Origin of the sequence: Krasilnikovia cinnamomea, assembly GCF_004217545.1 — a bacterium.
GTDB lineage: Bacteria > Actinomycetota > Actinomycetes > Mycobacteriales > Micromonosporaceae > Actinoplanes > Actinoplanes cinnamomeus.
On the sequence record NZ_SHKY01000001.1, the window covers coordinates 6,451,588 to 6,463,844 of the forward strand.

10 protein-coding genes are annotated in these 12,257 nt (G+C 71.7%); 3 read left to right on the forward strand and 7 right to left on the reverse strand.

The window, feature by feature from the left end:
• Window positions 1–81 precede the first annotated feature (81 nt).
• The 5 genes from EV385_RS29015 to EV385_RS29035 form a co-directional block, all read right to left on the reverse strand.
• The gene (locus EV385_RS29015; protein WP_242625131.1) at window positions 82–1,206 is read right to left on the reverse strand and encodes a glycoside hydrolase family 6 protein; all 1,125 of its coding nucleotides are present in this window, start codon (window positions 1,204–1,206) and stop codon (window positions 82–84) included.
• 3 nt (window positions 1,207–1,209) lie between these two features.
• Window positions 1,210–3,159, reverse strand: a complete 1,950-nt coding sequence (gene glxA, locus EV385_RS29020) for a radical copper oxidase GlxA (protein ID WP_130512346.1) — start codon at window positions 3,157–3,159, stop codon at window positions 1,210–1,212.
• Window positions 3,156–4,910, reverse strand: a complete 1,755-nt coding sequence (locus tag EV385_RS29025) for a glycosyltransferase family 2 protein (RefSeq protein WP_130512347.1) — start codon at window positions 4,908–4,910, stop codon at window positions 3,156–3,158. Before EV385_RS29025 ends, glxA begins: the two co-directional genes overlap by 4 nt.
• Before the next feature lie 290 nt (window positions 4,911–5,200).
• Complete coding sequence (locus EV385_RS29030) at window positions 5,201–5,836, reverse strand: LuxR C-terminal-related transcriptional regulator (protein WP_130512348.1); 636 nt, start codon at window positions 5,834–5,836, stop codon at window positions 5,201–5,203.
• Window positions 5,788–7,074, reverse strand: coding sequence for a sensor histidine kinase (locus tag EV385_RS29035; RefSeq protein WP_130512349.1), 1,287 nt, complete (start codon window positions 7,072–7,074; stop codon window positions 5,788–5,790). The genes EV385_RS29030 and EV385_RS29035 overlap by 49 nt, the downstream gene beginning before the upstream one ends.
• A 125-nt stretch (window positions 7,075–7,199) precedes the next feature.
• Between EV385_RS29035 and EV385_RS29040 the strand changes: the two genes are divergently transcribed.
• Window positions 7,200–8,225, forward strand: a complete 1,026-nt coding sequence (locus tag EV385_RS29040; protein ID WP_130512350.1) for a fatty acid desaturase family protein — start codon at window positions 7,200–7,202, stop codon at window positions 8,223–8,225.
• A gap of 12 nt (window positions 8,226–8,237) precedes the next feature.
• Here the strand turns inward: EV385_RS29040 and EV385_RS29045 are convergent, their stop codons facing one another.
• Window positions 8,238–9,509: a sensor domain-containing diguanylate cyclase gene (locus tag EV385_RS29045; RefSeq protein ID WP_130512351.1), complete on the reverse strand. Its 1,272-nt coding sequence runs from the start codon at window positions 9,507–9,509 to the stop codon at window positions 8,238–8,240.
• Between the two features lie 214 nt (window positions 9,510–9,723).
• Here EV385_RS29045 and EV385_RS29050 point away from each other — a divergent pair, with 214 nt between their 5' ends.
• Complete coding sequence (locus EV385_RS29050) at window positions 9,724–10,503, forward strand: enoyl-CoA hydratase/isomerase family protein (RefSeq protein ID WP_130512352.1); 780 nt, start codon at window positions 9,724–9,726, stop codon at window positions 10,501–10,503.
• Window positions 10,504–10,800: 297 nt separating this feature from the next.
• Window positions 10,801–11,919 (forward strand): neprosin family prolyl endopeptidase, encoded by a 1,119-nt coding sequence (locus tag EV385_RS29055; protein WP_242625132.1) that lies wholly within the window; start codon window positions 10,801–10,803, stop codon window positions 11,917–11,919.
• Between the two features lie 17 nt (window positions 11,920–11,936).
• Here EV385_RS29055 and EV385_RS29060 read toward each other — a convergent pair whose 3' ends face one another.
• Entirely contained in the window at window positions 11,937–12,173 is a 237-nt protein-coding gene (locus EV385_RS29060) for an LLM class oxidoreductase (RefSeq protein WP_242625133.1), read from the reverse strand.
• Window positions 12,174–12,257: the final 84 nt, after the last annotated feature.

Sequence of the window (12,257 nt, forward strand, 5' to 3'; positions counted from 1 at the left end):
CCGGTGGCTTCGCGGCGGCCGCGGCGCGCCTACCGGTGCTTCCTCCGCACGATACCGCCGCGGCGTGGCCGAGGTCTCCGGTCAGGAGCGGCTGAGTCCGAGCGCGTAGTCGGCCCACCACTGGCCGGCGGGCGGGGCGCCGTTACCGCAGGCGCCGTCGGACTCGCCGGGCCGCTTGATCCACAGGTACGCGTCCACCAGCGGCTGCCCCGTGTCCGTGGTGGGCGGCTGGCCAAGCCGGCGACCGGGCGGGTTGCACCAGTGCCCGTCGGGCGTGGCGCCGCGCGGGGCGGGCCCGTTGCCGTTGCGGCTGGTGTCCACCACGAAGTGGGCGCCGCCGAGCCGCTGCGACAGCGCCGTGCCGTACGCGACGTTGTCCGCGGTGGTCTCGAAGTTGGCCACGTTGAGTGCGAAGCCGTTGCCGCGCTCGATTCCGGCCTCGCGCAGCGCGGTGGCCAGCTGGGCGAGGTCGGTGATCCAGGTGGGGTTGCCCGCGTCGAGGTAGACGGTCACGCCGGGGTTTGCGCGCAGCGTGCCGATCGCCTCGGCCAGCAGGGCGAACCGCTCCGCCTTGCGCGCCGCGTCCAGACAGCCCTGCACGGCCTGGGCGACCGCGTCGGGTTCGAGGATCACCACGGCGCGGTGGCCCCGCAGGGCGTTCGCCATGGCCGCGACGTAGGTGCGGTAGGCGTCCGCGCTGGACGCGCCGCCCCGGGAGTGCCCGGCGCAGTCGCGGTGCGGAATGTTGTACATCGTCAGGACCGGTAGCCTGCCCGCCCGGGTGGCGGCGGTGACCAGGGCGCGGGCCCGGGCGGCGGTCCCGCTCGACGCATCGCCGAACCAGGTCGCGGCGGGCTGGTCGGCGATCCGGCGGATCAGCCGGGCGTCCGCGTCCCGGCCGGCCTTCTCGTACGCGGTGACCTGCTTCGCCGCCGCGCCGGTCCGGTCGAGGTACAGCGCCGCTCCGGACAACGGCCCGGCGACGCCCGCCGGACCGGACGGCGGTGCGGCCGCCGCCGGACCGGACGGCGGTGCGACGGCCGGGCCGCCGGGGTGGGCGGACGTGCTCGCCCGCGGGCTCACCGGGTCCTGCCCGGCGTCGCCGCCGCGCCAGAGCGCCGCCGTCACCACGCCGGCCACGACGACCGCTGCCACCACGGGCAGCAGCCGGGCAGCGGGGCGCGGCGCTCTGGCATGGGCGGCCACGGATCAGCTCACCCGCACCCAGCGGGCCACCGACGGCACCTGCTTGTCATCCAGCAGGAACAGCATGTACCAGCCGGAGGGCGCCAGGCCCTTCGCCTTGGGGATGGACAGGTCCACGCCGCCCGCCTTCGGGGTGACGTCCAGCGCGACGGAGCGCTGATCCACATCGAGTACGTGGGTGACCGCGCTGGGCCGGACCAGCCGCGCCTTGGTGATCCGGGCCGGCTGCGGGGTGCCGAACCGCACGGTGGTGCCCCGCTGCACGCGCTGCGGCCCGCTGGTGATGGTCGGCCGCTCACCTTGGTAAAGGTACGGGGGTGAGTACACCTCGATGCGCTTCTCGAACGTCCCCGGGCCCTTGCCCGCCTCGTCGTACAGCGGGTCGCTGCCCATCGTGACCACCCGGCCGTCGGGCAGCAGGATCGCCTCGGCGTGGTAGTTGCGGCCCACCCTCGACTCGGCGGCCGTGGCGAAGGCATTGTCGGACGGCCGGTAGATCTGCGCGTTGTACAGGTCGCTGCGGGTCAGGTTGCCGTACCTGCCGCCGCGGTAGCCCGACGAGCCGCCGGTGGTGAAGACGGTGTCGTCGGGCAGCAGCACCGCGCTCAGGTAGCGCGCGGGTGCGGGCAGGTCCGGGCCGGGCTGGTAGCGCGGCTTCGGCTGCTTCAGGTCGATGATGTCGGTGCGCCGGGTGGAGACCTCGGACTCGCCGATCCCGCCGCCGCCGAGGATCATCACCTTCTGGTCCTGCGCGGGCGCCAGCAGCACCGAGGTGCTGGTCTCGGTCAGTCGGGGGTCCCGCAGGCCGGGCACCTCGGTGAACCTGTTGTTGCGCACGTTCCAGACGCCGGGGGTGCGGCCCACGGTGTCCGAGCCGTAGCCGGCGTTGGAGCCGGAGTAGAAGAGGTTCCCGTTCTCCATCAGGTGCAGCGCGGGGTAGGTCGGAAACGTCCGCTGGAGTTCGGGTGCGTCGACCCACCGCTTCTGCGAGGCGATGTACTTCTCGTTGTCGCCCGGGATCATCCGGCCGAACTCGTCCAGGCCGGAGACCGCCAGCACGTCACCGTTGGGCAGTTCGGCCAGCGTCGGGTACCAGCGGTTCTTCACCATGTCGCCGACCCGGACGTACCGCTCGGTCAGCGGATCGAACTCGTAGGACTCCTTGTCGCCGCCGTACTCCTGCTTCTCCCGGGTGATCTTGTCGGCGAGGCCGTAGATGTTGCGCCGGTCCGCTCCGGTCAGACCCTCCACGATGTACTGCTGCGGCGCGGTGACGATGGGGGCGTTGCCCTTCTCGATCGCGTCCACGAAGACCTCGACCTCACCGGCGTGGGTCATCACCTTGCCGCCGTGCTTCATCTGGGTGGCCGCGGGCAGGATCACGTCGTCGCGGGTCCGGTACTCGTAGCCGCCCTGCGAGCGCAGCTTGGTGCCCTTGGCGAAGGCGCGCGGGCCCCCGGTGACGGACTCGTTCTTGAGCTTCATGACGCCGTACGCGTGCTCGATGTTCTCGGGCAGCACCTCGTACCGCTCGGTGCCGCCCGCGATGAGCAGGTTGCCGTTGGGCAGGAAGGTGTGGCCGGCGCAGAACACGTCGGTGGGCGTCGGTACCTCGCTGAACTTCTCCGTCGCGGGGTCGTAGAGGACCGTACGGAACGTGCCGGCCTCGAACGCCTCCCGGTTGTTGCCGCTGCCCGCGATGATGAGCACCTTGCCGGTGTGCAGCAGCGCGGCGTGGATCGCGTTGATCCGGAAGTTCGCGGGCACGGGCAGGTGGGCCCAGTGGCCGTACCGGGCCTTGTAGTCCGGGCGGTTGATGGTGAAGTCGTGCAGCGCCTCGGCGGCGGCGGCGACCATCGGCCGGTTCACGACCGCGAGGATGCCGAGTACCAGCACGGCGACCAGGCTGTTGCCCAGCCGGCGGGCGAGCGCGGGACGGGTGCGTTGCCTCATGCGAACGTCTTCTCCATCGTCGTCGGGGTCGGTATGCGCGGGGCGGCGCCACGGCGCCGGGCCAGCGTGGCCTGCACTCGCCAGATGGCGATCGGCAGCAGGCAGATCACGAGGTTGAGGCTGGGCCACAGCCACATCGCGCCGTCCACATGCCCGAGGAACGGCGAGATCGCGAGCAGCGCGCCGAAGAAGGCGGCCCAGAGCAGGCTGTGCCGGAAGGTGCGGGGGCGGTCCGGGCTGGTCGAGTCGCCCTTGGGGGTCACCACGAAACCGGCCTTGCGGCCGAACAGCGCACCGAAGTACGACGACACGTAGATCGGCGTGGACAGCGTGGAGATCAGCATTCCCGCGGCCCCGGAGGAGCCGGCCGTCTCGTGCGGGCTCACGTTGTGCCGGCGGTTGAACACGTACAGCCCGATCTGGAAGAGCGCGGCGTCGACGTACAGCATCAGCCACACCTGCTGCGGCACCTGCACGCCCTTCGCGCCGAGCAGCAGGTAGCACACCGCCACGGTGGCACCGAGCACCCAGGCGAGCGCGGTCAGCGGGTAGTACGACATCAGCAGTCCGTAGTGCAACGCCCGCCCGAATCCGAGCCGCCAGCACAGCTTCGCGAACTGCCGCACGACCACCTCGTCGGTGCCGCGCGACCAGCGGTGCTGCTGGCTGAAGTAGTCGGTCCAGGACGACGGGCCCTCGCCGACCGCCAGCACGTCCGGGGTGTACACCGAGCGCCAGCGCCGGCCCGTCTCCGGGTTCTTCGTGCGGTGCAGGACCAGGCTGGTGGCCATGTCCTCGGTGATCGAGTCCTGCAGGCCGCCGATGCTGCGCAGCGCGGAGATGCGCACCGCGTTGTTCGTGCCGACGAGCATGGCGATGCCCCGCTTGTTGCCGGCGCGCTGGAGCAGCGAGTGGAACAGGTACTGCTGCGACTCGGCCCACCGGGTGACCACGCCGTCGTAGTTGCCGTACACCTGCGGGCCGACCACGAACGCGACATCGGGGTCGCGGAAGTAGCCGAGCAGCCGCTCGCAGAAGTTGGGTTGCGGCACGTGGTCCGGGTCGACGGAGACGAACACGTCGTACGCGTCGCCGTGCCGGTCGACCCACGAGTTGTAGTTGCCGTGCTTTGTCCGGGCCTTGTACGCACCCGCCGGGGTGTTGTACCGCGGCAGCCCGTGCCGCGTGTAGTGGCGTACGCCGATGCGCTCGCACATCGCCCGGACCTCGGGGTCGTCGCCCTCGTCCAGCAGCCAGACGTCGAATTCGCCGGCGTGCCGGACGTCCTTGGCGGCGACCAGCGTGCGTTCCACCATCTCCAGCGGTTCCTTGCCGGGCACGATGGTGGTCAGGAAGGCCACCCGCAGTGCGGGGTCGGGGACCACCGGCTGCGGGTCGCGGGCCCACAGGCTCGACAGGCACAGCGTGACCACGTTGATCAGCCGGAACAGTTCGATCAGGACGGTGGCGACGATCATGAAGATGGTCGCGCCGAACAGGACGGGATGCAGGCCCGAGTCGGGCAGGTCGATGGCGGCCAGCAACCAGCCGAAGAACGTGCTCTCGAACGCGAAAGCGAACAAGGTAATCAGCACGGTGGCAATCGGGCGACGCCGGGCAAGCCGGCGCATTCTTACCCGGTACGGAGTGGACTGCGCGGGCTGCTCCGCGGGACCGGCCAGCATGCTGTACTCGCTGTAGCTGTACCCGTCCGTACCGGCGCCTGGCTGCGGGTTGGGCACAGGGCTCATCGACATCCTCCACGTCGGACGGGCGCGCCTGGCCGGAACGGACGACCGGGTGGCGGCTGACGAGCGAGCGCCGCCGGTGGTGCTCGCACTGATCCGCAGCCATTACTGTCCGCAGTCGCCAGGTTGCGTCCACATTGCTGTGACCTGCGGTGATGACCTTGGGCTCGGTCAGACAGTTGCACACCGCGACGGCGGATGCCTAGGCGAGGACGGTTCAGGAGAGCATCGTCACGAAAATGAATACCTACATATCCGGATACGTCCGGCTATGGGCGGCAGCGTCGAGTGGGCTACGCGTTGAGGTAGGTGAGGACCGCCAGCACCCGCCGGTTGTCGTCGTCCGAGGGCGGCATGCCCAGCTTCGTGAAGATGTTGTTGATGTGCTTGCTGACGGCCTTCTCCGTGATGAACAGCGTCGCCGCGATGGCCGCGTTCGACCGGCCCTCCGCCATCTCGCCGAGCACCTCGCGCTCCCGGGCGGTCAGCCCGGCCAGCGGCTCCCGGCGGGCCAGCAGCTGCGACACCACCTCCGGATCCATGGCGGTGCCGCCGTCGGCGACGCGGCGCACCGCGTCTATGAACTGCGCGACGTTCGAGATCCGGTCCTTGAGCAGGTATCCGACCCCACCGTTGCGGTCGCTGAGCAACTCGCGGGCGTACAGCGGCTCGACGTGCTGGGAGAGCACCAGGACCGGCAGGCCGGGCACCTGGCCGCGAGCCGCGATCGCGGCCTGCAGCCCCTCGTCGGTGAAGGTCGGCGGCAGCCGCACGTCGACCACGGCGACGTCCGGCCGGTGCCGGATCAGCGCCGGCAGCAACGCCGGTCCGTTGTCGACCGCCTCGACCACCTCGAACTCGAAGGCCTCCAGCAGCCGGGTCAGGCCGTCCCGGAGGAGGGCGAGGTCTTCGGCGAGGACAACACGCACGGCAACTCCATCATCACGACCGTCGGACCGCCGGGCGGCGACGACACCGTCATGGTGCCATCGAAGGCGGCCAGGCGACGCTGGATGCCGCGCAGGCCGGTGCCCCGGGAAGGGTCCGCGCCGCCGCGCCCGTCGTCGGACACGACGAGCGCCAGCAGTCCGCCCGCGTACCGGATCGACACCCGGGCGGAACCGGCGCGGCTGTGCCGCACCACGTTGGCCAGCGCCTCCGCCACCGCGAAGTACGCCGCGGACTCGACCGGCGTCTCCGGCCTGCCGGGCAGATCCAGCTCGACGGCGATCGGCATCGGCAGGCTCATCGCGAGCGCGCGTACCGCGCCGTCGAGGCCGCGTTCGGCCAGCACCGGCGGGTGGATGCCACGGACCAGGTTGCGCAGCTCCAGCAGGGCGGTGCTGCTGACCTCCCGGGCCTCGATGAGCAGCCGGCGGGCCGCGGCGGGATCGCGTTCCAGCAGCTCCTCGGCCAGGCCGATCGTCATGCCCAGCGACACCAGCCGGGCCTGCGCGCCGTCGTGCAGGTCCCGCTCGATCCGGCGCAGCTCGGCGGCCTGCGCGTCCACGGTGTCCGCCCGGGTGACCGTCAGCTGAGCGACCCGCAGCCGCAGCTCGGCGGCCTTCGTCGGGGCCAGGAAGAGCCTCGTGAACAGGGCGTTCACCCTGAGCAGCAGGGGGGCGGCGGTGAGCCCGATCGCCAGGAACAGCACGCCCTGCGGCAACGAGAGCAGCGCCTGCGGAAGGTTCTCGATCGGCCAGAAGAAGCCGTAGCCGTACCAGTCGACGCTCAGGTAGAGCCAGAGCGGGAGCAGCGAGATGCCCTCGACGCCGTACAACGGGACGGCGACCGCGAGCAGGCCGAGCGCCAGGCCGACGACGGCGCCGGGGACGAGCCAGGCCAGGTCCCGCCAGGTGGCCGGGTCGGTCACGATCCACCGGAAACGCCGCCAGCCGCCGGGCAGGGCACGCTCCGGGCGCGGCCGGTAGGGGCGCGCGATGGCGATGCCCGCCCGCGCGGCCAGCCGCCGTTCCAGGTCGGCCCGCTTGCGTACCAGGGTCATCACCCAGGGCAGCAGAGCCAGGCCGAGAAACGGCACCGGGATGAGTACGAGGGCGACCAGCGCCACCGCCACCAGCAGCAGGTTGGTGATCGCCAGGCCGGCCGTGCCGGCGCCGCCGCCGACGGCGCGCAGGCCGTCGCGCGCCCACGACCGTGTCTCCATGGTTCTCCATTCTTCCCGGCCCCACCATGCGCACGTTCCCGCCGGTGCCGCGCGGGTGCTAGCACCACCATCCGGGGGGTTCTGGCACTCCTGACTCCGCGCCGGGCGGCCGCGAGGCTGAGGGCATGACGATGACGACGGAGCCCGCGCGGCCGGCGACCGGAAGCGACTTCGCCGAACTGAATCGCCGGGTGGCCCGGGCCGGCCTGCTCGAACGCAGGCCGGCCTACTACGCGGCGCGGCTGGCCACCGTGTCGGTGGCGCTGATCGGCGGCTGGACGGCGTTCTTCCTGGTCGGGCCCTCGTGGTGGACGCTGGCCGTGGCCGCCTTCCTGGCGGTAACCTTCGCCCAGGTGGCGTTGGTGGCGCACGATCTCGCCCACCGCCAGGTCTTCCGCACGAGGCGCGCCAGCGAGATCACCGGACGGATCGCCGGCAACCTCGGCGTCGGGATGAGCTACGGCTGGTGGATGGACAAGCACACCCGCCACCACAACAACCCGAACCATGACGATCTCGACCCGGACGTGGCCCCCGAGGTGCTGATCTGGGCCACCGAGTCCGCCTGGGGCCGGCGCGGGCTGAAGGGCTTCCTCACCCGCCACCAGGCGGGGCTGTTCTTCCCGCTGCTCACGCTGCTCGGCATCGACCTGAAGGTGTCCAGCGTCAAGGCGCTGATCCGCGGCGACATGAAACGCCGCAACCTGGAGGCGGCACTACTGGTGCTGCACCTGGCCGGGTACCTGGCCGCGCTGCTGCTGGTGCTCTCCCCGGCGCAGGCGCTCGGATTCCTCGTGGTGCACCAGGCCCTGTTCGGGGTGTACCTGGGCATGACCTTCGCCCCGAATCACAAAGGCATGCCGCACCCGGACGGCACCGAGGACTTCCTGCGCAAGCAGGTGCTGACCTCACGCAACGTGACCGGAGGCCGGTTCACGGACGCGCTGCTGGGCGGGCTGAACTACCAGATCGAGCACCACCTGTTCCCGGCCATGCCGACGCCCAACCTGCGTCGGGCACAGCCGATCGTGGCGGCGTACTGCGCCGAGATCGGCGTCGCCTACGCGGAGACGGGCCTGCTGGAGTCGTACCGGCAGGCGCTGCGGCACCTGCACGAGGTGGGCGCGCCGCTGCGGGCCGGTCGCCGGTAGCGGCCGGCCGGTTCAGCGGGAGGCGACCGGCGTGCCGTGCCGGGCGGTCTTGGCCCGGTACATCGCGCTGTCGGCCGCCGCCAGCAGCCCCTTGGCGTCGTACGACGTCCCGGTGCCCACGGCCACGCCGACGCTGACGTCCACGCTGACCTCGCCGGCGGCCAGCGCGACCGGCTGCCGCACCACGTCCCGGATCCGGGTGGTCAACCCCTGCGCGCGCCGCTCGCAGTCGGGGCCGGTGAGGATCGCGACGAACTCGTCGCCGCCGAGCCGGCCCACGAAGTCCTCCGAGCGGATCGCGCCACGCAGCCGCCGCCCCATCGACCGCAGCAGCTCGTCGCCGGCCGCGTGACCGTACCCGTCGTTGATCTGCTTGAAGCCGTCGAGGTCGAGGAAGAGCACCGCCACCTGACTCAACCGCATGTCCAACGCGCGGGCCAGGTGCTCCAGCAACGTCGCCCGGTTCGGGAGTTCGGTGAGCGGGTCCATCCGGGCCTGCTGGGTGAGCTGCTGCTCGGCCGCCTTGGCGGCGGTCACATCGATCAGGTGGGCCACGAACGAGCCGCTGTCGGCGAGCGCGCCCAGGCAGACGTGCACCCAGGCCTCCGTGCCGTCGGAGCGGCGGAAGCGCAGATCCCCCCGGCTGGCGTCGATCTCTCCGGCGGCCAGGGCGTGGAAGCCGGCGCGGGCGCGCTGCCGGTCCGTCACGTCGACCCACTGCCAGTACGGGTTGCCCACGATGCCGGCGGCGGACTCGGCCAGCAGCACCGCCAGCGCCGGGTTCGCCTCGGTCACCGATCCCGTGGCGTCGAGGATCGCCATCCCGGTGGGCGCGTTGCGGAAGGCGGCCTGGAAGCGCTGCTGGGCGGCGGCGAGTTCGGCCTCGGCCCGCTTGCGGGCGGTGATCTCCCGGGCCACGATCAGCGCCGCCGGACGGCCCTGGAACTCCAGCGGCGTCCCGGCGGCCTCGATGTCGACCACGCCGCCGTCGAGGCGGACCAGCTTCTCCTCGACGTACTCCAGCGGCTCGCCCTCGGCCGTGAGCGAGCGCATCCGCGCCGTGCCCGGGTCCCGGTAGTCCGGGTGCATGAACTCGATCGCCGGCCGGTCCTGCAGGTCGGCGATGGTGCGCGCACCGAGCAGCGCGAGTCCGCGGGCGTTCGCGAAAACGTGATATCCGTCGCAGATCACGAAGATGGTGTCCGGGGACAGGTCCACCAGGGCCTGGAACCACGCGTCGCCCGCCCTCGCGAGGGCAGCCGGCGCGGTACGCCCGTCGGTCACGACCCATCACCACCCAGCGCCAGTCAGCATTCCGCAGATGACCGATCGGCCGGGCAACGCCGCTCCTGAGGAGGAAGATCAGCGCGCTTCGGCGTACCCGACCGGCCCGCGGCTGGGTACGTCGATCCGCACCGAATGACCGATCCGAGGCGGGGTCGACTGCCGCGTGTGGCAGGGTGTCGTGATAGATCGTCGCGGCGCGCGGAGGCAAGCAGTGGGTTCGGAAACCAGCACGGATCTGTCGGTCACCGTCGCGGACGGGGTGGCCGTGCTGGAGATGCGCCGCCCCCCGGCGAACCACGTCGACGAGTCGCTGCTGGAGCGGATCGTCGCCGCCGCGCTGGCCCTGGATGACGACCCCGCCTGCCGGGTGATCATGCTGGCGTCGGAGGGCAAGCACTTCTGCGCCGGTGCGGACCTCGGTGAGGGCGAGTTCGTCCGGGACCGGGCGGCCGCGGCCGAGGGCCTGTACCGGTGGGCGGCCCGGCTGTTCGACGTACGGACCCCGGTGATCGCCGCCGTGCAGGGCAGCGCCGTGGGTGGGGGGCTGGGCCTGGCCTGCGCCGCCGACTTCCGGGTCGCGGAGGCGTCGACGCGGTTCGTGGCGAACTTCGCGCGACTGGGCTTCCACCAGGGCTTCGGCCTGAGCGTGACCCTGCCGGAACTGGTGGGCCGGCAGGCGGCGGCCGACATGCTGCTGACCGCACGGCGCGTCGGCGGCGACGAGGCCGTACGGATCGGTCTTGCCGACCGGCTCGCGGAGCCCGGCCGGGTGCGCGAGACCGCCCGGGCGCTGGCGCTGCAGATCGCCGCGTCGGCACCGCTGGCGGTCCGGTCGATCCGGGGAACTCTGCGCGCTGACCTGGCCGACCGCGTGCGGCGGGCACTTGAGCAGGAACTGGCCGAGCAGCGCGTGTTGTGGGCGACCCGCGACAGCGCCGAGGGCATCGAGGCCAGCCTGCAGCGGCGTACGCCGGTGTTCCACGGCGAGTGAGCCGACGGGCGCTCCATGATGGACCGGTCAGTACCGGGGACCTGAAAGAACCTCCGATACTTTGCCTCTGTTCATCGAGCGCGCGGTGTGCTCAGCGCGACCGCGCCGACACGGTTGGTGTCGACTCCACCGACCGGTGTCGCCGGATCGGTCCGCAACCTCGGCCGTACAGGCGGAAGGCTCCTTTGTGGGGGTACGCGCGATCGAGACCGCTATATCGTCGGCACCGCCGTCGAGAACGGCGCCGGAGGCATCCCCCCGCCCCCGCCTCATCCCCCGAGCAATGAGGACTGACAAGTGTCGATCTCCCGCCGCGGTCTCATCGCCGCCGGCCTTGCCGTGGTCACCGTCGGCTCGATGAGCGTCGTCTTTACGCTCAACGCCGGCGCGGCCGAGAACACCGACAGCGTCTCCGTGGTGACCTCCTCGAGCGCGACCGACGACCCTGCCACCACGTCATCGTCGAGCGCCGCGCCGGACGCCGGCCCGGGCGACTCCGCACCACCGCCGGTCCTGCCCTGGGGCGGCGAACCGACGGATCTCACCCAGGCGGAACCCGGCGCCAGCAGCGCCGAGGTCGCGGCCGAGGGGGCGGACGTCGCACCGGCCGACACCAGCGGGGACACCGAGCCCGACCCCGAGTTCGCGCCCAAGGGCCTGAGCACGCGCGGCGGCGTCGTCAAGAACAGCACCACCGACGTGGTGCCGCCGAAGCCGCCCGCGTTCAAGGAGCCCGGCGGCGGGTCGCAGGTCAACTACTTCTACTCCGTCGGATCGCAGAACGTCAGCGTCGGGGGGCTGCTGTTCAGCGGCACGTACGCGAACTTCACCATCGCCAAACCGGAGCTGGCGGCGGGGGACTACCACACGCTGGCCGAGATGAGCGTGCAGTCGCTCGACGGCGCGCACATCGTCGAGGTCGGCTGGAACGTGGACCGCACGGTCAACGGCGACAGCGACCCCCACCTGTTCGTCTACCACTGGGTGAACCACCAGGAGACCTGCTACAACGCGTGCGGCTTCGTCCAGTACAGCCAGAACATCACGCCGGGCGACACCCTGCCGCAGGGCGTGAGCAAGCAGTTCGGCATCCAGCACTACAACGGCGCGTGGTGGATCGCGTACGACACGGAATGGGTGGGCTACTTCCCGGACAGCCTGTGGGGTGGGCAGTTCACCCTCACCGGAACGGTGCAGTACTTCGGCGAGGTCGCCTCGCCCAACAGCCAAACGTGCACCGACATGGGCAACGGCCTGCCCGCCAGCAACGCCAGCGCGGCACGCATCGGCAGCGTCTCCTTCCTCAGCCCGCTCGACGTGAACCTGTCCACGTACGCCGTCCCCAGCCTCTACACTGTCGCCCAGCTGAGCAATCGCACCTTCCGCTACGGCGGCCCCGGCTCCGGGGCCTGCTGAGCGTCCGGGCCGCCGGGTCAGCGGTGCCAGCGTTCGGCCAGCAGCGCGAAGGAGCGCACGCGATCGGCGTGGTCGTGGGTGACGGTGGTGACCAGCAGCTCGTCGGCCCCGGTGACGCGTTGCAGGGTGGTCAGCCGCTCGGCGACGACATCCGGGGTGCCGACGAACTGGGTGTCGACCCGGTCGGCGACGAGATCCCGGTCGGCGTCGGTCCACGGCAGGGTGTCGGCCTCGGCCGGACTGGGGTAGGGCATCGCCCCGGCCCCGGCAGCCCTCGTTCGCCGGCCACCCGGGCGCTCTCACCCCCGCTGCTGCCCAGAATCCAGATCTGCAGGTCG